We start from the raw sequence: 21244 nt of genomic DNA, 5'->3' as shown, positions 1-21244 counted from the left end.
GCTGCTTTTCTGTCACTTAACAGGCCATACTATCCGCTGAAGCGCTGCGCCAGCCCTGCCAAAGAGCTGTGGTGGGTAAGGTCAAGCTGCAGAGGTGTGATTGAGGCATAGCCTTCTGCGATCGCTTCCAGATCAGTACCATGATCGGGCGTGTGTTCGATCGCATCCAAGCCGAACCAGTAATAGCGCTGCCCACGTGGATCGCGGGCTTCCAACACGCTGCCACGATCATAGTCATGGAAGCCTTGGCGCACGACCCGTATCCCCCGAACGTCTTGCGCAGCACGACACGGGAAATTGATGCTGACCAGCGTGCGCGGCTCAAACGGCGTGTCGAGCAATGGCTGGATGGCCTTTGGCCCCCATTCGCGGGCAGCTGCAAACCGGTCTTCCCACGCGGGGCGTTCCTGCTTCATCACCTGGCTCAGCGCGATCGACTTTATGCCCGCCAGCGCACCTTCCATGGCGGCGGATACTGTGCCTGAATAGGTTATGTCATCGCCCAGGTTCGCGCCGGCATTCACGCCGGACAGGATCAGATCAGGCGGGTTATCGAGCACTTGCTTAAGGCCGATGGAGACAGCATCCGTGGGTGTTCCGGTAACGGACCAGCGGCGTGCGCTATGCTTGCGCAGCCGCACCGGCATAGATAGTGTTAGCGAGTGTCCCGCGCCCGTTTGGTTATCCGAAGGCGCGCACACCCACACATCGTCGCTGAGCTGGTTCGCGATCTCTTCCAGCACTGTCAGGCCGGGAGCATGGATGCCATCATCATTGGTTACTAATATGCGCATCTGCGCCTCAATTGTTGCCCATTACGATATCGCCCAAACTTCCAATTACACTGCCTTCCCCTCGGTTGCTTCCGCCTCTCGGGCCGGCGGCAGCCAGCATTCGTCCAGCAAGGCGGCTGAAAGGGAGGGACTGGATCCAGACTTTGCCGGGGCCTCTTAGCCGGGCGAAAAATATGCCTTCTCCAGCAACCAGCATTGTCTTTACGCCGCCCACGCGCGTTACATCCATATCGACGCTGGATGTATACGCGGCGACGCAGCCTGTATCGACGTGCAATTCTTCGCCCGGTGCAAGCTCGCGTTCCACCAGCGTACCGCCCATCTGCACAAATACCCAACCATCGCCTGAAAGCTTTTGCATGATGAAGCCTTCGCCGCCAAACAGCCCCGTCATCATCCGCTGCTGGAATGCGACACCAATTTCCACACCGCGTGCGGCAGCCAGGAAACTGTCCTTCTGGCAGATCAAAGTGCCTCCCACGCTATCAAGCTTGATTGGCAGGATTGTTCCGGGGGTGGGGGACGCAAAGGCAACCTTCGCCTTCCCTTGCCCTTGATGCGTGAAAACGGTGGTGAACAAACTTTCGCCTGTGACCAGTCGTTTGCCTGCGCCCAGCAATTTACCCATGAAGTCCCCGCCTTCGCCGCCGCTACCATCGCCAAAGACGGTATGCATATCGACGCAAGCATCTTTCCACACCATGGCCCCAGCTTCGGCCACTGCGCTTTCGCCGGGGTCCAGTTCGATCTCGACGAACTGCAGATCTTCCCCTTTGATGGCGAAGTCGATGTCGTCAGACACCTGGCTATTGCGGGCGTGATGCCATGGGCTGTTTTGCATATCAAAAACCTTTTCGGATCAATTGCTTGGGGCTATCTCTGACACGCCTCCCATATATGGTTCAAGAGCTTGCGGAATTGTTACGCTGCCATCGGCATTCTGGTAATTCTCCAGCACCGCGACCAGTGTCCGCCCAACAGCCAGGCCTGATCCGTTCAACGTGTGGACGAATTCGGTCTTTTTCTCGCCTTCAGGGCGATAGCGGGTCTTCATCCGCCGCGCCTGAAAATCGCCTGTGTTCGAGCATGAGCTGATTTCGCGATAGGCGCCCTGTCCGGGCAGCCAGACTTCCAGATCGTATGTCTTGCGTGCGCCAAAGCCCATGTCGCCGGTGCACAGCAGCATCTTGCGATAGGGCAGGTCGAGCGCTTGCAGAATGGCCTCAGCCGCTTCGGTCATGCGTTCATGCTCGGCTTCGCTGTCTTCAGGGCGAACAATGCTGACCAATTCGCACTTTTCGAACTGATGCTGGCGAATGAAACCACGCGTATCCTTGCCCGCTGCGCCCGCTTCACTGCGGAAACACAGCGTCAGGCCGGTCAGCCGCATGGGCAGAGCACCGTCGTCCAGAATTTCGCCCATGACTGATGCTGTCAGGCTGACTTCGGATGTGGGGATGAGCCAATAGTCATTCTCGGTGCGAAAACTGTCCTCTGCGAATTTAGGCAGCTTGTCGGTGCCATACATGGCTTCATCGCGCACCAGCACAGGCGGATTGCATTCGGTGTAGCCATATTCGCGCGTTTGCTGGTCCAGCATGAATTGCCCCAACGCGCGGTGCAGCCGTGCCATGTCCCCACGCAGGAATGTGAAGCGTGCGCCGGAAAGCTTCGCACCGGTGTCGAATTCCATGCCCAGCGCGGGGCCTAGGTCGGCGTGTTCCTTCGGCTCGAAGTCGAATTCGCGCTTCTTACCCCATGTCGAAACTTCGACATTGTCGGCTTCATCCTCGCCCATCGGCACATCGTCAGCGGGCAGGTTTGGAATGACTGCCAGCAAATCCTCCAACTGCTTGTCTGCTGCGCGCGAGGTTTCCTCCATCGCGGGCATAATCTCTTTCAGTTCGGAGACTTCGGCCTTCAGCGCTTCAGCGGTTTCTGTATCGCCCTTGCCCATCGCCTGACCGATAAGCTTGGAGGCTTCGTTGCGGCGGTTCTGCGCTTCCTGAAGACGAGTCGACGCAGCGCGGCGCACCTCGTCCGCTTCGATCAACTGTTTGGTGACAGGTTCAAGCCCGCGCCGCGCCAACGCAGCGTCAAAGGCTTCGGGATTCTCGCGGATAGATCGGATATCGTGCATGGGCAGCGCCTATGCACGAGCGCAACGCGCATTTCCAGTGATTAGCGCGCCAGAAACGCGGCGATCTTCGCCACCCATCCGCTGATTGCATCGCCGCTTGATGGACGCACTTCGCGCGGGCATTCGAGGCAGTAGGCCTGCACGCCCTGAACAGACATCATGCGTTCCAGATCGTTCAATACCCGCTCCGCCTGCCCGGATTGCTGACGAGCCAGTATTGAGAACATATCGCCTGCCGGCGCCCGGGTCTGCGCGTCGTTGGTTAGCAATCTTCGGATCAGCGAATCATAACTCGATTCGGCTGATCCCAACCGCTTCGCGTGCCATTTGCCTTCCTCCAGCCCGGCTTCGCTGGCCGCCCATTCTAGCGCTTCGTTCAGGCCGCCGAACTGGTCAACCAGACCCAGCTGCCGCGCAGTGCCTCCGTCCCAGACACGCCCTTGCGCGATCTCATCAACGCGCGCTGGATCCATGCCGCGACCTTCAGCGACCTGGTTCAGGAAATCGCGATAGGAGTCTTCGATACCAGCTTGCAGGATCGCGTCGACCTCAGGTGTGAAGCCATCGATAATGTCGGGTTGGCCGGACAGCGGTGTAGTGCGGATTGCATCGGCATTGATGCCAAACCGCTGCGCGGTGTCTTCAAAGGTCGGGATCACAGAAAACACCCCGATTGATCCGGTCACAGTTTCAGGCTGTGCGAAAATCCGATCACCGGTCGTGGCGATGGCATAACCTGCGCTGGCAGCAATGTTGGCCATCGAAATCGCGACCGGAATGTCCTTTGCCTTGTGACGCAAGATTGCACGCCGGATATTCTCCGATGCGGTCATGGTACCACCGGGCGTATCGACCCGCACGACCAGCGCAGCCAGATCATCATCCAAGGCCCTGTCGAGCAGTTCGGCGATACGGTCCCCACCTGCGGTTCCGGGTCCTGCTTCGCCGTCAACCACGTCGCCGGCAACAGTGATGATGCCGATTGCACGCCCGCTCGTATCGCTTCCGATATCCGCAAGATATGGTTTTAGCTCGGTTGATGCGAAGGCGCCGGGCAGATTGCTCCAGCTATCCTCGCCGGCGATCTCGGCAACCCGCTCCCCCCATTCAGCGCGGTTGCCCAGCTCGTCTACCAACCCGGCGTCAAGTGCCGCAGCGGCAAGATCGCCATTGGCAGACTGCACCCATTCAACCGGATTCTTGGTCACGCGGTCCAGGTCTGCTTCAGGCCGCGCCTTCTTTACGTTGGCTTGCCATTCTTCCCACATCGAAGCCAGCAAACCGCCGATATTCTCGCGTGCTTCGGGCGAGAGTGTGCTGCGGGTATAGGGCTCGGTCGCTGCTTTGAATGTGCCCACGCGATAAACGCGAGCGTTCACATCATATTGCTCCAGCAGATCGCCAAACATCAGGAATGAACCACCGGGACCAGCCGCGATCGCACCGCCCATCGGATCAACCCATATTTCGCTGGCGTGCGCGGCAAGATGCAGCGCGTCGTCCGAATATCCTACGGCAAACGTAAGGACCGGCTTCTCTGCCGCACGGACACGGGCCAATGCTTCGCCGATCTCCTGTATGTGTACCTGGCCGCCGCCCAGAAAGCGGGAAAGGTCGAGCGCAACCGCCTTGATACGATCATCGCCAACTGCTGCATCGATTGCGCGGACCAGCTCGTTTACTTCGAATTCGGTGACAGGAGCTTGTCTGCTGATCAGCGCTTGAATTGGATCAACGATGGCACGTTCCTCGACGACATAGCCGTCGAGTTCGAGCAACAGGGCGCCATCGCGCACCATGCCAGGGCTAGGGCGGGCAGAAAGAACTGCGAAAAGCATCGCGAAAAACAGCAGCATGAACACAAGGACCAAGCCATCCTTGATCCCGACCAGAAGCCGCCAAACCTTACCTGCGAAGCTCATACCGTGTGTTTCCTGTTAGGTGTTACATCCAAACTAAGGGCGAATGGGCAAAGTTCCAGCCCATTTGGGCCGATGGTATGGTCGATTGCGCCATATGGCTCGGCAAACGTCTTTAAGCAGAAGGAATGCGGAAACCCACTGGACGGTTGGATAAATCCAACCTAAGGGCACTTCCATGCAAGATCTGCTTTTGGAAATTGAGGCGTTTTGTCAGCGACATGACATGTCGGAGACACGTTTTGGCGAGCTGGCAATGAACGATAAGCCATTCGTTTCACAGCTTAAATCGGGCCGTGACTTGCGCGGCAGTACTGCCAAGAAGCTGCGCGAGTTCATGGCTCGATACGAAGAAGGCCAAATCGACCGGCGCGGTGCGTCTGAACGTTTTCCGGCCGGCAAGTTGGCATTTCCGCATTGCGGTCTGTTGGGAATCGGCCAGCTTGAGCGCCACGAAATTCTCTATGTGCTCGATCAGGCGGAGCAGTGGATTGCGCTTAACCGCCAAAGAAGCAAGCACACTGATCTGCTTTCAGGCCTTACGATCATCAATGCCTTCTTTGAAAACTCGACCCGAACGCTGCTCAGTTTTGAAATTGCCGGGAAACGATTAGGCGCAGACGTCGTCAACATGCACGCTGCACAATCGAGCGTGAAAAAAGGGGAGACGCTGATTGATACGGCCACCACTCTGAACGCTATGCGGCCTGACGCAATCGTCATCCGCCACGCCTCCAGTGGCGCAACTCAGCTGATCGCTGACAAGGTTGACTGTCCCGTGCTCAATGCAGGTGATGGCCAGCACGAACACCCGACACAGGCGTTGCTCGATGCCTTGGCGCTGCGTCATGCATTGCACGCACGTGGAGAAACATCAGAAGACTTTACCGGCCTCACCATCACCATTTGCGGAGATATCCTGCACAGCCGCGTCGCGCGATCCAACCTGTTGTGCCTGCAGGCATTGGGCGCGACTGTGCGCTTGTGTGCGCCGCCCGCGCTGATGCCTTCCGGTGTAGAGGCGATAGGGGCGGAACCATTTCACGATTTCGATGCGGCGCTTTCGGGCAGCGATGTTGTGATGATGCTTCGGCTTCAGACTGAACGGATGCAAGGGCAGTTCATTCCATCTGCGCGCGAATATCATCATCTTTATGGCCTGACGGAGGAGCGTCTGAAGCGCGCTGCGCCCGATGCCTTGGTAATGCACCCTGGGCCAATGAACCGCGGAGTCGAAATCGACAGCGACGTGGCTGACATGCTCGACCGCTCGATCATTACCCGTCAGGTCGAGATGGGGGTAGCAGTGCGCATGGCGTGCCTAGATATTCTTACGCGCGGCGCGCGGGGCGTGGAGGGCTGGGCATGAAGCAAGTAACCCCGGTCACGATCACCAATGGTCGTGTCGTAACTGGCAATGGCATAACCCAAGGCTCGGTGCGGCTGGTTGACGGATTGATCGAAGCGATTGGCGATATCGCGCCGCAAGATGGAGATCAGGCCGTAGATGCCAAAGGCCAGTTGATCGCCCCCGGGATTGTCGATCTGGGTGTCTTTTCAGTTGGTAAGGCCGCCTGTCACTTCGGAGGTATCACGCGTGCCGCGCTGATGCCGGATCAATCTCCTCCGCTCGATCTGCCCAGCCGCGTCAACTATATCGCCAAAAGCGGCAAGCCCGATATGTGGGTGCATCCGTTGGCGGCTGCGACGCGCGACCTTGGCGGCCGGGAGCTGGCTGAAATCGGTTTGATGAAAGAAGCCGGTGCGCGCGGCGTAGCAACGGGGCGAAAATGGATCGCAGACAGCGGAGTGATGCTGCGGCTGCTGCAATATGCGGCGATGCTCGATCTGGTGGTGGTGAGCCATGCCGAAGACAGTGGACTGACCGGTGAAGCCGTGGCCACCGCAGGTGAAATGGCCAGCCGACTGGGGCTACCCAGCGCGCCTGCGGAAGCGGAAGCACTGGCCATCGCCCGCGATATCGCGTTGGCCGAAATGAGCGGGGCTCGGCTGCATGTCCGACAGGTTACGACTGCCGCGGGGCTCGATCTTATACGATCTGCCAAGCGCAGGGGAGCTTCCATCACTGCAGGCGTGACGCCGGCACATTTCATGCTGTCAGATCTGGCAACAGCCGAATTCCGCACGTTTGCCCGACTTTCCCCGCCGCTGCGCAATGAAGCAGACCGGCAAGCGGTCATCACGGCCATCGCGGACGGCACAATCGATGTGATTGCGTCGGGCCACGATCCGCGTGGACCGGAAGACAAGCGTTTGCCTTTTGCTGATGCAGAGCCCGGCATGGCGGGAGCGGAGACCCTGCTCGCCATGACGATGAGTCTTGTACGCGACGAAGTGATCGACCTTGCGCGCGCCATTGAACTGCTCGCGCGCAATCCAGCGAGACTGCTGGGCGTAAACGCGGGCGATTTAGCGCCGGGATACGAGGCTGATATCGTACTGATCGATCCGGACAAGCCGTGGATTGTCGACAGCGCGAAGATGTCAGCAAGCGCTGGCAACACACCGTTCGATGGACAGCCGACGCAGTCGCGCGCAACTGCGCTTTGGAAGGGCGGAGTCCGGCTTATCTAGCCGGAATGTTGAGGTGCGAAACAAGAAACCCCGGACGCATTGGGCGTCCGGGGTCTTGCAGTCGTTGGAGAGATAACGACTAAATCAGCGTGATGCCAAACGAACCCCTCGATCGACCGCGCCCGGCAGCGGGCGGCTTTCCGCATGCGCGATACAACCGTTGCCACTCGCTTTGATCGTGCCGCACATCACTGCTGCGCTGTTGGCGTCGAAACCTGCCGCAGCGACACGGAAATAGGTTTTGCCGCCAACCTCGGCCTGCGTGATCACAAGATCACGGCCATCAAGCTGTGAGTGGCGGCTCTGATAGATTGTCCAGGCGCGCTCCGCACCTTCGCGGGTGTAGAAGCTACCCAGTTGGACCAGATGCGTGCCATCGCTTGCATTGCTGGTTGCTGCCATGCGGCGCTGCGATGTGTTCGCAGCCCAGCGTGAAGCAGGCTTTGTCTCTGGCGCTTCATATGAAGCGGGAAGTTCCTGGACTACAGGATTGCTTGTAACGCTTGCTCTGGTCACCGAAGGCGTTGAGGCAGCTGGCGCCGCTGCAACACGAACTGGCTGAGCCACAGCGGGAGCTTTGGCTTCAGGCTGCGCTGGGGCGACGGGCGCTGGAACAACCGGCGCAGAAACCTGCGGATCTATCGAAGCGAGTTCGACGCTTTTCGTTTCTGCCACCGCAACTTCAGGATCGACAGCGTCTTGCGCCGCTTCAGCGACCAGCACGTCCTGACTCTGGAAATTACCCAGAGCAAGTTGCAGCGGTTGACCTGCGTCATATGTAGGTGTGACCTGAAGCAAGCCAGCTACGCGTTGCTGGAAAGCTTCCGGACGGGCTTGTGCGGCCCATTCGGCAATTCGCTGCGAGACCAGATCGGCCGGAACATCTTCGGCAGCCATGACTCTCGCGGCGCGCCAATTGCCCTCTAATGCGTACGCATAGGCGAGGTTTTGGCGGACTTTCGCGCTGTTCTGGCCTGCGCGTAGCGCATTGCTCAGCACGCGAACGCCGTCACGCGGTTCTCCTGCCAGCGCGAGCGCAAGACCGCGATCAGCCGGATCAAGGTCCTGCTCATACTGGTCAAGAACGCGGATGGCTCTGATATTGTTGCCTAAGGCAGTCTGCGCCAACGCATAACTAAGCACAGTCCGCGTGTCGGAATCACCAAGCTCGAGCGCATCGCCAAAACTTGTCGCTGCTGCCTGGAAACGGCCGGCCTCAAGATAGGCAGCGCCAAGCAGCGCACGATTGGTGGCATTGCGTGGATCGGCAAGAACCGCCGCCTCCGCGTGCTCGACCGCTTTGCTTGCTTTGCCTTTTTCGATTGCTGCCTGCGCCTTCGCAAGCGAAGCCGAAGCAGGCGGTGCGGCTGACGTGGTGCAACCTGCAAGTGTTATACTGACCAGCGCAGTGCTGAGTGCCAGTGCAATCTTTGGCGTATTGTGTGCGGTCTTGCTCATAATGGCTTTCCCTTGCTCACTTTCAATTCACTCAGTGCTGCGGCATGTGCGCAGCAAGAGCGTCCAGTTCCTTGATTTCGCTCAGCAGCGCGTCGAGCGCATCGGTAACGATCTGCTGTGCGCTTTCACCTTTGATTGTCGACGCGAGGCGAAGCTTGAGATGACGCTCTGCATCAAGACGCAAGGTGAAGGCTGCGCGTTTTCCTTGCTTCAACGCGCTCTTACGCGGTGCGGCAGGCTTCTTGCGCAATGTTACGGCTGGACTATTGTCAGCATCGTTCGAAGCTGCTGCGATCGGCACGACATTAGACGGTGCATCACTGCCCATGTCGTTCCAGCCCAGATCTTCCAATGCTTCAGCCGTAGCAGCAACCGATGGGATGCCTGATTGCGGACGCATTGCAGGCTTTGCACCGCCTTTGCGTGCAAGCAGCGACTGATTGAGAGAGGCGAAATTGGCTTCAGACATGGCCAGCGCCTCCGATTACTGTGCTACGCGGCGGCCGAAGCCACCAGCCGGGCGGTGAACGCCTGCAGCAGCTTGTGGCTGAGTGCCGGGCGCTGCAAAGACCGTACGGCGGAAGTTCTTTTCGAGACGGTCGGAGATGTATTTCCAAAGCGCGGTCATTTCTGCGGCGCTGCGGCCTTCCGGATCGACTTCCATGACGGTGCGCCCATCAATCATCGATGCCGCGAAGTCAGTACGATGATGCAATGTGATCGGAGCAACCGTGCCGTGCTGTGACAGAGCAACAGCAGCTTCCGAAGTGATCTTCGCTTTAGGCGTCGCGGCGTTGACAACAAACACCAGAGGCTTTCCAGCACGCTCGCAAAGGTCAACCGTCGCGCCGACAGCGCGCAGATCGTGCGGGCTGGGGCGTGTGGGAACAACAATCAGCTCGGCAACGCCGATGACTGACTGGATTGCCATGGTGATAGCAGGTGGTGTGTCGATGACCGCAAGCTTAAAGCCCTGTTGCCGCAAAACCTGTAGGTCGTTGGCAAGCCGTGCGACTGTGGTTTGAGCAAATGCCGGATATTCCGCTTCGCGCTCATTCCACCAGTCAGCAAGCGAACCTTGCGGATCGATATCGATAAGTACGACCGGGCCAGCGCCTGCGCGCTGGGCCTGGACGGCGAGGTGCCCTGAAAGGGTAGTCTTACCCGATCCGCCCTTCTGCGATGCCAATGCTAGTACTCGCAACGCCTGTATCCCCCTGGTTAAACCTTAGGTTGGTGCCGCAAATGCGACTTCTGATTGAGGGGGATCGCAGGATACCGTTATTTTTGAGTTAACGCCGCTCAATTGGTTGATGCTTTGCAAGCGGTAAAAGCGTGCTAAGTTGCGGAAACTCCACGATGCTACAGGGGAATCTCGTGACTGAATATGCAGCGACGCCTGACGCAGAAACCGCCGCTCCGGCGAAGCTGGCAGAACGGATCGGCAGCCTTGATCTCATGCGTGGAATTGCGGTGCTGGGTATTCTGGCGGCCAATATTGTCGCGTTCGGCCAGACATTCAGCGCCTATATGTACCCTGAGATGTTTCTGGTTCCGACTGGCGATGAAAGCGGTTGGATGTGGATCGCTCAGTTCGTTCTGATCGATGGTAAAATGCGCGGGATTTTTACCGTACTGTTCGGTGTCGGGCTCTATCTTTTCATGGAGCGGGCATGGGCGCGCGGTCAAACACGCTGGCTTCAAGCCCGGCGGCTGTTCTTTCTCATGTTGTTCGGCATGGGTCATTTCTTTTTCATCTGGCGCGGCGACATTTTGTTTTACTATGCTGTGATCGGCTTCATTGCTTTGTTGTGTATGGGTTGGAGCGCCAAGGATCAGCTTAAGGTTGGCCTACTTGGCTATGTGGCAGGTGCCATTCTCTATGCGATTATGATGGTACCGCTGCACTTCATTGCAGACACGCCGTTTGGCGATGCCGCAGCAATGACAGAAACGCGCCAGGGCTTGGAGGAAAGCAAGCAGGAGGCGCTCTCAGACGACGTTGTCGAGACCGGGCTGAAGCAATCCGGCGACTATCTGGGCTTTGTCGAACATCGTTTCGTTGAGCATTGGTATGAGCCGCTCGCCAATGTTTTCTTTTTCGGATTAGAAAGCCTGCCGCTCATGTTGATCGGTATGGGGCTTTACCGGCTCGGGTTCTTTAGTGGCGGTATGGATCCTGGGCGCATGCGATTCTGGGGTTGGGCTGGATTGCTAGGTGGCGGTCTGTTGCATCTATTGATCGGGCTTTGGGTCCAATCAATCGGCTTCACCTATTATGGAACACTTGCAGCGTTTGTGGGGCTTAGTGTTCTGCCAAGGCTGATGATGGTGCTGGGTATCATGGCTCTATTGGCACTCTATGGGGCTGGGTGGTCGGGCTGGCTGGCACAGCGCCTTGCCGCTGCAGGGCGTGCGGCATTCACCAACTATCTCGGCACGTCGATCCTGATGCTGTTTGTGTTCCACGGATGGGCGCTGGGGTTGTTTGGTGAGCTCAATCGTCCGCAGCTCTATCTGGTAGTGCTGGCAACCTGGGTAATCATGCTGTCATGGTCCAAGCCATGGCTTGAGCGGTATCGCTATGGACCGCTTGAGTGGCTGTGGCGCTGCTTGACCTATGGAAAGCTGTTCCCGCTCAAAAGGTAATGCTTGATGCTGATCAAGGGCGGTTGAGCGAAAACAAAAACGTCTTGCTATTGAGAATAATTCGCATAAATTCGCTCTTGCGAATCAATCGCAGGAGATACCCGCTCGATGTATGTTTGCATCTGCAATGCCATTAAAGAGACCGACTTGCGTCAGATGGCGCGCAAGACGTCTGGCGATGCAGAGGCGACTTATGCGGCCTTGGGGAAAAGGCCCAATTGCGGAACTTGCCTGACTGAGGCTGATGCGATCCTGCTCGAAGAGCGCGAACTTAATTGCAAATCAGTCGCGGTATAAGTTAGAAGTTCGCTAGTGATAATCGCTCGCAAGTAACAGAAAACATGCAATTTTTTCTCCAAGCACCTTGTCCGGAAGGCGTGGGTGCGGCATATAGACGCCCAATTGGTCACATTGGGGAGTTACGCCATGAAGGGCGACGCAACGGTCATCGAATATCTCAACAAGGCACTCACGAATGAGTTGACTGCAATTAACCAGTACTGGTTGCACTATCGCGTGCTTGACGATTGGGGCGTTACGAAACTTGCAGCTTACGAGCGCAAGGAATCGATTGAAGAGATGGAGCATGCTGACGAGCTGGCGGCGCGAGTTCTATTCCTGAACGGTCTGCCCAATTTCCAGGCTGTTCATAAATTGCGGGTGGGCGAGACTGTCGAGGAAATCCTCAAAGCCGATATGGCGCTGGAGGAAGATGCGATCCCGCTGCTGCGCGACGCGGTCGAATATTGTGAGAAGGTGCGCGATTACGTTAGCCGCGATTTGTTCGCGAAGATCCTTGATGCGGAAGAGGAGCATGTTGATTTTCTCGAGACCCAATTCGATCTGATCGAACGAATGGGTCTGGAAAACTACGTGCAGTTGCAAAGTCAGGCAGCCGGCGAGGGTTAAACCGAGATTTCGCTCTTACGCTTCGGGAAAGCTTGCCTGCTGGTGTCCAGCAGTTTCCGGTTAGCAACTGCGTTGTAGCCCAACGCCCTTTTCTCATTGACTTGATTGGGAAAGCTGTCACCTTCGCGTGCGGAATTGGAGCGTTTGTTCTGGGTCGTACGCTTTCCATTCTCAGGGTCGCTAAACCTGTGAATGAAGGGGTACACACATGCGTAATCTGAAAACAATTGGTCTGGGTCTGCTTGCCGCGTCTGCGCTGGCTGCATCCGCGCCTGCCGCTGCGCAATTGCAGGCGTGGGAAGACTTCACGCCTCAAGAGACGGTTATCGAATTGACCTATGTGAAGGTCGATGAGGGTCAGTTGCCATACTATCTGGAGGGCTTGCAGCAGACATGGGTCAAGGCCAACGAAGTGGCCAAAGAGCTGGGCCAGATAACCGACTATGGAATCTATACGGTTCCTTATGGCGCGAACGAAGTGAACCTTGTGTTGCGGATCAACTATCCGAACATGGCGTCGCTTGATCCAGACAAGGCCGAGTATGACAAGTTCATGGAAGCCTGGGGTAGCGCGAACATGGAGAGCAGCAACGAGACCGTTAGGGAGCTCTACAACAAAATTCGCAAGATCAAGGGTACCTATATCCTGCGCGAAATTCGTCTGAACGACTAAAACTCAGCATGACAATGGGGCACAAGGGCGGGGCAGCGATGCTCCGCCCTTCTTACTCGTCCGGTTGAATTTCCTTTTGCTCCGGCTGATCATTCACGTCACGGTGACCTTTCGCCGCAACCATTGTTTCCCGAGCAAAATTGACCAACCCGCTGAACAAGAGAACCATGGTCAAAATCCACGCCAGCGCGGTGACTGTGCCGATTTGTGGCTTGATAAAGGCGCTGACAAACAAAAGGGCAATCACAACTGCTATGGTGAGCGCTGCAGAGGTCGAAAGCATAACCGCACGCTGCGCAAGCTTGCGTCGATGACGCAGCCAATCAAGCTCACGCGCGGTCTGCGGGTTATCCTTGCCCTTTGACCGGGCCTCCAGCCTTTCGATTCGCTCAGCCACCCAGATCAGGCGACTCATCATGACGTTCATGATCGCGCCAATACCTGCGAGCAGGAACGCTGGAGCGAGGCTGAGCCGGACAATCTCCTGCACGCGCAATGTGCTGGCCGTGCGCTCAAGCAAATCGGTCGCAAGGTTACCGCCAGCCGCCATCAGATCGAGCAGGATCATGACTTGTCCGAACCTCCGCTGAAATTCCCGCCGCCGCCGCGATTGGCGTTGTAAGGGTTCTTGGGGCTCTTCAGCACGACCCGAACGGGCACGGCTTCGAAACCCAGGTTCTTGCGGATCGAGTTGACCAGATAGCGTTCGTAGCTAGTTGGCAGCGAATCCAGCCGCGTCCCGAACACTACGAAACGTGGAGGACGAGTGCCGGCCTGCGTAATGTAGCGCAGCTTGATACGCCGGCCGCCGGGGGCTGGGGGCGGGTTGGCCGCCATCGCATCGTCGAACCAGCGGTTAAGCGCTGCCGTAGGCACGCGTTTAGACCAGCTTTCGCGTATCTCGAACGCTGCGCGCAGCATATCGTCCAGCCCCTTTCCGGTCTTCGCGCTCACCGCAAACAGGGGTAGGCCGCGAACTTGCGCAAGCCCATCATCAAGTGCGCCGCGAATCCCATTGAACAGCGACGACGCATTCTCCGCCACATCCCATTTATTGATGGCGATCATCAATGCGCGGCCTTCCTGCAGGACCAGATCAGCAATCTTGAGATCCTGATGCTCAAGGCCCTGTGTCGCATCAAGCAACAGTACCACCACTTCGGCAAAATCGACCGCACGGCGCGCATCGGCAACAGACAGCTTTTCGAGCTTCTCCGTCACATTGCGTTTCTTGCGCATCCCTGCGGTGTCGATCAGGCGGATTTCCCGGGTTTCATCGGTCTTGGGGTCCGTCCACTCCCAATCGATTGCAATCGAATCGCGGGTTATTCCGGCTTCGGGGCCGGTCAGAAGACGATCTTCACCCAACAAGCGATTTATCAGAGTCGACTTGCCTGCATTCGGCCGGCCCACGATCGCGAGTTTGAGAGGACCAAGTGGCGCGTCTTCATCTTCGCTAGCGGCAAATTCGGCTGCAGCTTCTGCCGCTTCAGCCTTGGCACCAATGATGGGCCATAGCGCGCCAAACAGGTCCGCAACGCCTTCGCCATGCTCAGCGGACAAAGGTACAGGATCGCCAAATCCCAGCTCATACGCTTCAAGCACACCAGCTTCGCCAGCCTTACCTTCGGCTTTGTTGGCGACCAGTACGATCGGCACGTCGTGTTCGCGCAGATATCGCGCAATTTCATTGTCGAGCGGAGTGAGGCCAGCGCGTGCATCAACCACGAACATTGCCGCGTCTGCACCTTCCAGGCTGGCTTCGGTCTGCTTACGCATCCGGCCCGGTAGCGTCAGCTCGTCTTCATCTTCCCAACCTGCGGTATCGACCACGGTGAACCGCAGGCCAGCAAGCTCTGCGTCACCCATGCGGCGGTCACGCGTAACGCCCGGCTGGTCATCGACCAGTGCAAGCTTCTTGCCTACGAGCCGATTGAACAGCGTAGACTTGCCGACGTTCGGACGGCCGATAATGATGACCTGCGGTTTCATAGCGTGAGTGCCAGTTGGCCCGTGCGAGCCGAATTGGCAAGCACAGCAGCGTGATTAGTCTTTTTTAGCGACCGGGGGATTGTCGCCCAGATCCTCGAACCATGCCTCAACCGGGCCCGTCAACTTGATCGTGAGCGGATTACCCTTGCGGTCAACGGTCTTGCCCGCCTGCACACGCACCCACCCTTCGGAAATGCAATATTCCTCAATGTCGGTGCGGACGCGATCTTTGAATTTGATGCCGACGCCGCGCTGCAATTGCTCACCGTCGAAATATTCACTGCGCGGGTTCACCGACATGCGGTCGGGTGGGGTGTCATTGGTCGATTTCTCAGTCATGCGCGGCCCATTAGTCGTACTATGATGCCTAAACAAGCCAGTTCCGCTTGCCCTTTTGCGCGCGGCCCACTAATGGCGCACCCCTACACGCGTCGCAGTGCACCTGCGCGCACGGCTTCGTTCGGGCTAGCGGGCGTGGCGGAATTGGTAGACGCGCTGGTTTTAGGTACCAGTATCGTAAGATGTGGGGGTTCGAGTCCCTTCGCCCGCACCAATTCGCCTGAACGTGGCTGGAAACGTCGCACGACACAGCGAAATTGTTGAAAAGGCATCAGTTTTAGTCCCATGCAGATCAAGGAAACCATCAATAAAGGCCTCAAGCGCGCCTATCAGTTGACCATCACGGCAGGTGATATTGCGGATAAGATCGAAGCTGAGGTCAAGAAGATTGCACCGCAGGTGAAGATGCCGGGCTTCCGCCCAGGCAAGGTCCCGGCGAATCTCATCAAGAAGATGCATGGCGAACAGCTGCACGCCCAAACCGTGAATGATGTCATTCGCGAATCGGTTGATAAGCTGATGAAGGACCAGGAACTGCGTCCGGCAATGCAGCCCAAGATTGAACTGGGCGAAGGCTATGAAGAAGGCAAGGATGCCGAAATCGCAGTTGAGTTGGAGGTTCTGCCAACAGTTGAAGTCCCGTCGACCGATGGCCTCAAGCTAGAGCGTCTGGTTGTTCCTGTGGAAGATAAAGCCGTTGACGAAGCGGTTGCCAGCATCGCAGGCCAGAACAAGAGCTACAAGGATGCCGCCAAGAGCAAGAAGGCCGCTGAAGGTGATCAGCTGATCATCGATTTTGTAGGCAAGATTGACGGTGTCGAGTTTGAAGGGGGCAAGGCTGAAGACGCGGCTTTGGTCATTGGTTCCGGCCAGTTCATTCCTGGCTTTGAAGAGCAGCTGGTTGGCGTAAAGACTGGCGATGAGAAAACCATCACCGTGACCTTCCCAGAGGATTATCAAGCAGATAATCTTGCTGGCAAGGACGCCGAATTCGACATCACTGTGAAGCAGGTGAAGGTCGAAACCGAGACCAAGGTGGATGATGAGTTCGCCAAGAACCTGGGTCTTGATAGCCTCGACAAGCTTAAGGAATTGATGCGCGGCCAGCTGGAACAGCAGACTGCTGGTCTTACCCGCACGCAGATGAAGCGCCAACTGCTTGACGTGTTGGCAGCCGGCCATGATTTCGAAGTGCCTGAAGGCATGGTCAATGCTGAGTTCGAACAGATTTGGGCTCAGCTCCAACAAGAAGCCTCACAGGAAGAAGATCCGGCGGCAGCGCTGAAAGAAATCGAGGCCGAAAAGGACGACTACCGCAAGATTGCCGAACGCCGCGTGCGTTTGGGCCTACTGCTGTCGGAAATTGGCCAGGCCAACGGAGTTGAAGTTTCCGCGCAGGAAATGAGCATGCTGATCCAGCAGGCGGCGCAGCAGTATCGTCCTGAAGATCGCGAGAAGTTCGTTGAGTACGTTCAGAACGAACCAATGGCTGCAGCTCAACTGCGTGCTCCGCTTTACGAAGACAAGGTCGTAGACTTCCTGTTTGACAAAGCAGAAGTCACGGAGCGCGAAGTGACACAGGAAGAGCTTGAAGCGGCGATCGAAGCCGAAGAAACGGCAGAAGCCAAACCGGCGAAGAAGAAGGCGGCGCCGAAAAAGAAAGCCGCTGCAAAGAAAGCTCCGGCGAAGAAGGCTGACGACAAGAAGCCTGCAGCCAAGAAAACGCAGGCGAAAAAGAAGGCTCCAGCCAAGAAGGCTGAAGACAAACCTGCTGCGAAAAAGGCTCCGGCAAAGAAAGCAGCGGCGAAAAAGCCTGCGGCCAAGAAGGCTCCGGCCAAGAAAGCCGCCAAAAAGTAATCAGTCGGGATGCTTGCCGAACGTTACTCGGCAGGCTTCCAGGGCTTGAATGAAGGCGTGGACAGTTCGGCTGTCCGCGCCTTTTCATATGCTGCGCCTGCTTTAAGCACCTCGTGATCCTGCCATTTGCCGGCAAAGATGCTGAGTCCCACTGGCAGACCCTCGATCGCGCCCATTGGCACAGTCAGATGCGGGTAACCCGCAATGGCTGGGAGCGATCCTGCACCAATGCCGCCGCCGAAATTGTCTCCGTTCACGAGATCGGTCGACCAGGCCGGGCCGGTTGTCGGCGCGACGAGGAACTGCACCTCGTGTTCGGCCAGCAAGCGATCAATTCCATCCTCACGCGTTGCCTTGAGATTGGTCTCAAGCGCATTGAGGTAAGCGGCTTCATCGGTTGTTTCGAGAGCTCTTTCGAACAGGTCCTGGCCAAACCACCGCAGCTCCTTGTCCGCATTTGCGCGGTTGAGCTCGACGATTTGGGACAGTGTTTGAGGCTGGCTCTCGTCCTCAATCGTAGCGAGATAGGCCTTCATGTCGCGCTGTAGCTCGTAAAGCAGGACTGTGAGCGAACGGCTCCAGAACCCATCGGGCCAATCATACTCTACATCAACCAGAACCGCGCCCTTCGCTTCAAGATCGGCTAATGCTTTCTCAAACAGGGCCGTTACACCAGTAACATTGCCGATCTGGTTGCGCATCACGCCGATTCGCACACCTTCAAGAGAGTATTCATCCAGCCCAGCCGTAAAGTCGGTTACATGCTTGTCGGCCTCCACTGTCGCAGAGTCGAGCGGATCGCTTCCAGCCATCGCGACAAGCAGCAGCGCCGCATCGTAAACGGTGTGTGTCATGGGCCCTGCAGTGTCCTGCGTGGTACTTATAGGCACCACATGGGTGCGGCTGACCAAGCCAACCGTAGGCTTGAACCCGACGATGCCGTTGACGCTGGCAGGACACGTGATCGATCCATTGGTTTCAGTGCCGATTGCGGCCCACGCAAAACCAGCTGCGATTGCCGCGCCGCTGCCTGACGAGGAGCCGCAGGCGTTGCGGTCGGTGGCGTGCGGATTGCGGGTCAGGCCACCAATCGCGCTCCAGCCACTGGTCGAATCGCTGTCGCGAATGTTTGCCCATTCGCTCAAATTGGTCTTGCCCATAATCACACCGCCATTTGCGCGAATATTGGCGATCAACGGTGCATCCCGACCTGTCGCGTTGTCCCCCAGTGCAAGCGATCCCGCGGTGGTCGGCCACTCACGCGTTTCGATATTGTCTTTGACCAGGATAGTGCGGCCACTGAGCACACTCTCCGGATCAACTGAGGCCGCGCCAGACCGTGCTTCCATCATTGTGAGGCTATTGATGACCGCGTTGATGTGCCGGTCATATCTGTCGATCCGCATTGCGAATCCTGCTGCCTGCTCAACGGGCTCAAGCTGAAGCATTTGTTCGGTCGGCAAAGGCTCGTCAATGCCGACTAAGGGGCTGGTATCAGACTGTTCCTGCGCTGAGATCGGAACCAGGGGTAGGGCGGATGCCAGAAGGCCAGCGAGCAATGTTCTCATAACTCGCACTTTGCCACGGGTGTGGCGTGATGCAAACGAACTTTAGAAGTTCCCGCTGATGTTAAAACGGAAGATCGGACCTTCGCGGAAGCTCCGATCCTCTGTGAACAGGATCACACCGTCGGTCCGTGGCCCGTCAAAAACCGTGCGGAATTCCTCGTCCCGAGCGCCGAGCAAGTTTGCTGCCTCAAGCTTTACGGTCAGTCCGAAAATGTCTTTGTGTTCAATAAACGCGCTTAGGCGGTTGGGGAGGTCTCGCCGCAAGCGCACCTGAGAGAGACGGAAACTTGGCCGCTCTCGAATATATTCGAAGCTGCCGCCATAGGCGAATTCGGAGCCAGGGATATCATGGCGGAAGTCAATTTCGATCTCGCGATCACGCCCACCAGAAAAATCCCTGAGTCGACCAGTCAGAGGATCGCGGACTTCGCCCGCCTCATATTCAAGCCTGATGTCAAGCTGAGCGCCGCGCCATCCTGCAGGGTCTAGCTGTAGAGTTGTGGTCCATTCAATTTCGGTACGCCGTGCCTTCTCAATGTTTCCGCGCGATTCCCCGCCACCGGACAATGGGATGATGTCAGTGAAGTCATCGATCCAACGCTGCTCCAGAAAAAGAGTCGTCGTACCCCAGGGCCCTAGAGTTTTGCTGATCTCGGCAATGATTTCCCATGTCTGGGATGGGACGAGCTGATTATTGCCTGCATCCTGATTATTCTCGTCGAGCTCAAGATCGGCAAGGAAATCGCCGAAGTCGAGCTGCCCTACGCGGCGCTCAATCCCGATCGAGATGTCAAAACCCTCTTCGGGTTGCCACGCAAGCGAAACCGAACCTTTTGGTCGCTGAAAGCTGCGCGAATTGGCCGCATTGCCCGTCTGTTCGATCTTGGAATACTCGCCCCCGAAAGAGGCTTGCAGAGCTAGCTTATCCGTCAGCTGTCTGCTGTAGCTCAGGATCGTCTCATAACGGTCTTCCGTCACATCGCCGGACCCACCGGGAAAGGGGATCTGCTGGAAGTCACCCTGCGCATTGAGCTCGAAAAGACGTGAATTTTGTTCAAGCCGATTGAACGCTGCCTCGCCCGCCAGCTGCCAATCGCCGCCCAGCATTGGCCAATTGTATTCAAACCGGGCGATTCGCTCGCCTTCACCGCCGGTCTGGACAAAGCGATCACCTGTCTTGAGCTCCGTGTCGATCGAACTATCGATTACAGTGCTGATCGTCTCTTCGGCATTATATGCTTCCAAGCCGATCAGTTTCAGTCGCCCTTTGCCCAAGTCAAAGGCCAGATCGCCGCTAACTTCATATTCCGGCGTCGATCCGCGGCGCGAATTGATCCGCGTAAACCGCGAACCGTCTGCAAGTGCGCGATCTTCATCTTCGACTCGTTCGAAAAAGGTGTGGCCGAAATAGGCATTCAGATTGGCGATTGTTCCATCACCAAAGTCATATCCAAGCACGGTCGATATTCGCGGCAAGTCGGATGCGCCAACGCGTATGACGTCACGGCGCTCGATCAAATTGCTTGCACCATCTGCGAAGATCGAAGGCCCTGTGCCGCCAAATCGACTGTTGCTGTTCTCTAGCGCGAGCGTGAAATCGAGCGCGCCGGTACTGCCGGAAATCGAAATTTCGCCGCCGTACCATTCCGGATCGACCGCAGTGGTTCGCACTGCGCCCTCCCAGGTGAATTGCCCCGAGATGCCGCCCGATTGGACGATCACATTGGCGACTTGCCCAGTCAGGCCGGGGATATCCAGCGCTGTGCCGTCGACAATCTCGATGCGCAGCACCTTACCCGCTGGAATGCGGCGCAGTTGATCCTGGGCGCTGTCCGATTTGCTGGTCAGCCTCTGTCCATTGACAAGGACATTCTCATTCGCCTGGCCAAACCCTCGGCCGCTTCCGCCGCCTCCGCTTTGCAACAGGAAACCTGGCACTTGCTGAAGCATATCGAGTGCATTGCGAGGCGCGAACCGCTCAAAATATTCCGGCTCGAATACCCGGCCTTCCATCGTCGCGGCCGGCTCGCTTGGTTTTCTGGCCGCTGCCGAATTAGAGTTTGCGTTCGACGCGATTGTTGGCGTGGCATCGTCGGATGCCGAAGCAGGGAGTGCAGATGACAAGCAAGCAAAGACACACCAGCTTGTCGCAATTGGGGGGAGGGTGCGACTCAATTTTGTTCCTGTTTGAATTGGAGATGCGCTTAAGCTGATAAAGATACGATAAAATCGACTGTCGATTAGTCCTGCATGCAATCCGACGAGCGGTGTCGCTCAATCAGTTAGGGATGCTGTTATTGAAATCGGCGTCAACTTGGATGGTTCCCGCGAATTGTCTGCAGACAAAGGTT

General features: G+C 57.2%; 19 protein-coding genes and 1 tRNA gene. 8 read left to right on the top strand and 12 right to left on the bottom strand.

The window, feature by feature from the left end:
- Positions 1-29: 29 nt before the first annotated feature.
- Genes surE through sppA form a run of 4 tightly spaced genes read right to left on the bottom strand, consistent with a single transcriptional unit; the run spans position 30 to position 4856 of the window.
- Positions 30-794, bottom strand: a complete 765-nt coding sequence (gene surE, locus A6F69_RS11705) for a 5'/3'-nucleotidase SurE (protein ID WP_067601526.1) — start codon at positions 792-794, stop codon at positions 30-32.
- 7 nt (positions 795-801) lie between these two features.
- Positions 802-1635 carry a TIGR00266 family protein gene (locus A6F69_RS11700; protein ID WP_067601522.1) on the bottom strand — a complete coding sequence of 278 codons (834 nt, stop codon included), beginning with the start codon at positions 1633-1635 and terminating at the stop codon, positions 802-804.
- Between the two features lie 18 nt (positions 1636-1653).
- Positions 1654-2934 carry a serine--tRNA ligase gene (gene serS, locus A6F69_RS11695; protein ID WP_067601516.1) on the bottom strand — a complete coding sequence of 427 codons (1281 nt, stop codon included), beginning with the start codon at positions 2932-2934 and terminating at the stop codon, positions 1654-1656.
- A gap of 41 nt (positions 2935-2975) precedes the next feature.
- Positions 2976-4856, bottom strand: a complete 1881-nt coding sequence (sppA, locus tag A6F69_RS11690) for a signal peptide peptidase SppA (protein ID WP_067601513.1) — start codon at positions 4854-4856, stop codon at positions 2976-2978.
- Between the two features lie 334 nt (positions 4857-5190).
- Here sppA and A6F69_RS11685 point away from each other — a divergent pair, with 334 nt between their 5' ends.
- Together A6F69_RS11685 and A6F69_RS11680 are read left to right on the top strand one after the other, a co-directional pair.
- The gene (locus tag A6F69_RS11685) at positions 5191-6222 is read left to right on the top strand and encodes an aspartate carbamoyltransferase catalytic subunit (RefSeq protein ID WP_067603070.1); all 1032 of its coding nucleotides are present in this window, start codon (positions 5191-5193) and stop codon (positions 6220-6222) included.
- Entirely contained in the window at positions 6219-7448 is a 1230-nt protein-coding gene (locus tag A6F69_RS11680; RefSeq protein WP_067601510.1) for a dihydroorotase, read from the top strand. Before A6F69_RS11685 ends, A6F69_RS11680 begins: the two co-directional genes overlap by 4 nt.
- Positions 7449-7532: 84 nt before the next feature.
- Here the strand turns inward: A6F69_RS11680 and A6F69_RS11675 are convergent, their stop codons facing one another.
- Genes A6F69_RS11675 through A6F69_RS11665 form a run of 3 tightly spaced genes read right to left on the bottom strand, consistent with a single transcriptional unit; the run spans position 7533 to position 10110 of the window.
- Positions 7533-8906: an SPOR domain-containing protein gene (locus A6F69_RS11675; RefSeq protein ID WP_067601509.1), complete on the bottom strand. Its 1374-nt coding sequence runs from the start codon at positions 8904-8906 to the stop codon at positions 7533-7535.
- A gap of 31 nt (positions 8907-8937) precedes the next feature.
- A complete protein-coding gene (locus A6F69_RS11670; RefSeq protein ID WP_067601508.1) occupies positions 8938-9375 on the bottom strand; it encodes a hypothetical protein in 438 nt (145 codons plus the stop codon).
- A gap of 15 nt (positions 9376-9390) precedes the next feature.
- Positions 9391-10110 carry a ParA family protein gene (locus A6F69_RS11665; protein WP_067601504.1) on the bottom strand — a complete coding sequence of 240 codons (720 nt, stop codon included), beginning with the start codon at positions 10108-10110 and terminating at the stop codon, positions 9391-9393.
- A 173-nt stretch (positions 10111-10283) separates the two neighbouring features.
- On the opposite strand from A6F69_RS11665, the gene A6F69_RS11660 reads away from it, so the two are divergent.
- From A6F69_RS11660 to A6F69_RS11640, 4 genes are all read left to right on the top strand, one after another.
- Complete coding sequence (locus A6F69_RS11660; protein ID WP_245638243.1) at positions 10284-11555, top strand: DUF418 domain-containing protein; 1272 nt, start codon at positions 10284-10286, stop codon at positions 11553-11555.
- Positions 11556-11711: 156 nt separating this feature from the next.
- Positions 11712-11852 (top strand): (2Fe-2S)-binding protein, encoded by a 141-nt coding sequence (locus tag A6F69_RS11655; RefSeq protein WP_425388052.1) that lies wholly within the window; start codon positions 11712-11714, stop codon positions 11850-11852.
- A gap of 129 nt (positions 11853-11981) precedes the next feature.
- On the top strand, positions 11982-12464 hold the full coding sequence (bfr, locus tag A6F69_RS11650; protein WP_067601496.1) for a bacterioferritin: 483 nt from the start codon (positions 11982-11984) through the stop codon (positions 12462-12464).
- Positions 12465-12672: 208 nt separating this feature from the next.
- Positions 12673-13137: a hypothetical protein gene (locus A6F69_RS11640; protein WP_083984782.1), complete on the top strand. Its 465-nt coding sequence runs from the start codon at positions 12673-12675 to the stop codon at positions 13135-13137.
- Between the two features lie 52 nt (positions 13138-13189).
- Here A6F69_RS11640 and A6F69_RS11635 read toward each other — a convergent pair whose 3' ends face one another.
- Genes A6F69_RS11635 through A6F69_RS11625 form a run of 3 tightly spaced genes read right to left on the bottom strand, consistent with a single transcriptional unit; the run spans position 13190 to position 15468 of the window.
- Positions 13190-13705: a DUF2721 domain-containing protein gene (locus A6F69_RS11635; protein WP_067601490.1), complete on the bottom strand. Its 516-nt coding sequence runs from the start codon at positions 13703-13705 to the stop codon at positions 13190-13192.
- Positions 13702-15129, bottom strand: a complete 1428-nt coding sequence (der, locus tag A6F69_RS11630) for a ribosome biogenesis GTPase Der (protein WP_067601487.1) — start codon at positions 15127-15129, stop codon at positions 13702-13704. The genes A6F69_RS11635 and der overlap by 4 nt, the downstream gene beginning before the upstream one ends.
- Positions 15130-15183: 54 nt before the next feature.
- Positions 15184-15468: a DUF3297 family protein gene (locus A6F69_RS11625; RefSeq protein WP_067601480.1), complete on the bottom strand. Its 285-nt coding sequence runs from the start codon at positions 15466-15468 to the stop codon at positions 15184-15186.
- Positions 15469-15597: 129 nt separating this feature from the next.
- Here A6F69_RS11625 and A6F69_RS11620 point away from each other — a divergent pair.
- Together A6F69_RS11620 and tig are read left to right on the top strand one after the other, a co-directional pair.
- Positions 15598-15682, top strand: a tRNA-Leu gene (locus A6F69_RS11620).
- 71 nt (positions 15683-15753) lie between these two features.
- Positions 15754-17325, top strand: coding sequence for a trigger factor (tig, locus tag A6F69_RS11615; protein ID WP_067601479.1), 1572 nt, complete (start codon positions 15754-15756; stop codon positions 17323-17325).
- 23 nt (positions 17326-17348) lie between these two features.
- Here tig and A6F69_RS11610 read toward each other — a convergent pair whose 3' ends face one another.
- Both A6F69_RS11610 and A6F69_RS11605 read right to left on the bottom strand, forming a co-directional pair.
- On the bottom strand, positions 17349-18893 hold the full coding sequence (locus A6F69_RS11610; RefSeq protein WP_067601478.1) for an amidase: 1545 nt from the start codon (positions 18891-18893) through the stop codon (positions 17349-17351).
- A 42-nt stretch (positions 18894-18935) separates the two neighbouring features.
- The gene (locus A6F69_RS11605) at positions 18936-21017 is read right to left on the bottom strand and encodes a TonB-dependent receptor plug domain-containing protein (protein ID WP_144573582.1); all 2082 of its coding nucleotides are present in this window, start codon (positions 21015-21017) and stop codon (positions 18936-18938) included.
- Between the last annotated feature and the right edge of the window lie 227 nt (positions 21018-21244).

Source organism: Altererythrobacter ishigakiensis, from assembly GCF_001663155.1.
Lineage (GTDB): Bacteria > Pseudomonadota > Alphaproteobacteria > Sphingomonadales > Sphingomonadaceae > Erythrobacter > Erythrobacter ishigakiensis.
Note: the sequence above shows the minus strand (reverse complement) of the source record. Positions and strands in the feature narration are given on the sequence as shown.

Coding starts and splice junctions, on each gene's coding strand:
- surE (WP_067601526.1), bottom strand. CDS start 794: ATGCGCATATTAGTAACCAATGATGATGGCATCCATGCTCCCGGCCTG.
- A6F69_RS11700 (WP_067601522.1), bottom strand. CDS start 1,635: ATGCAAAACAGCCCATGGCATCACGCCCGCAATAGCCAGGTGTCTGAC.
- serS (WP_067601516.1), bottom strand. CDS start 2,934: ATGCACGATATCCGATCTATCCGCGAGAATCCCGAAGCCTTTGACGCT.
- sppA (WP_067601513.1), bottom strand. CDS start 4,856: ATGAGCTTCGCAGGTAAGGTTTGGCGGCTTCTGGTCGGGATCAAGGAT.
- A6F69_RS11685 (WP_067603070.1), top strand. CDS start 5,191: ATGGCTCGATACGAAGAAGGCCAAATCGACCGGCGCGGTGCGTCTGAA.
- A6F69_RS11680 (WP_067601510.1), top strand. CDS start 6,219: ATGAAGCAAGTAACCCCGGTCACGATCACCAATGGTCGTGTCGTAACT.
- A6F69_RS11675 (WP_067601509.1), bottom strand. CDS start 8,906: ATGAGCAAGACCGCACACAATACGCCAAAGATTGCACTGGCACTCAGC.
- A6F69_RS11670 (WP_067601508.1), bottom strand. CDS start 9,375: ATGTCTGAAGCCAATTTCGCCTCTCTCAATCAGTCGCTGCTTGCACGC.
- A6F69_RS11655 (WP_425388052.1), top strand. CDS start 11,712: ATGGCGCGCAAGACGTCTGGCGATGCAGAGGCGACTTATGCGGCCTTG.
- bfr (WP_067601496.1), top strand. CDS start 11,982: ATGAAGGGCGACGCAACGGTCATCGAATATCTCAACAAGGCACTCACG.
- A6F69_RS11640 (WP_083984782.1), top strand. CDS start 12,673: ATGCGTAATCTGAAAACAATTGGTCTGGGTCTGCTTGCCGCGTCTGCG.
- A6F69_RS11635 (WP_067601490.1), bottom strand. CDS start 13,705: ATGATCCTGCTCGATCTGATGGCGGCTGGCGGTAACCTTGCGACCGAT.
- der (WP_067601487.1), bottom strand. CDS start 15,129: ATGAAACCGCAGGTCATCATTATCGGCCGTCCGAACGTCGGCAAGTCT.
- A6F69_RS11625 (WP_067601480.1), bottom strand. CDS start 15,468: ATGACTGAGAAATCGACCAATGACACCCCACCCGACCGCATGTCGGTG.
- tig (WP_067601479.1), top strand. CDS start 15,754: ATGCAGATCAAGGAAACCATCAATAAAGGCCTCAAGCGCGCCTATCAG.
- A6F69_RS11610 (WP_067601478.1), bottom strand. CDS start 18,893: ATGAGAACATTGCTCGCTGGCCTTCTGGCATCCGCCCTACCCCTGGTT.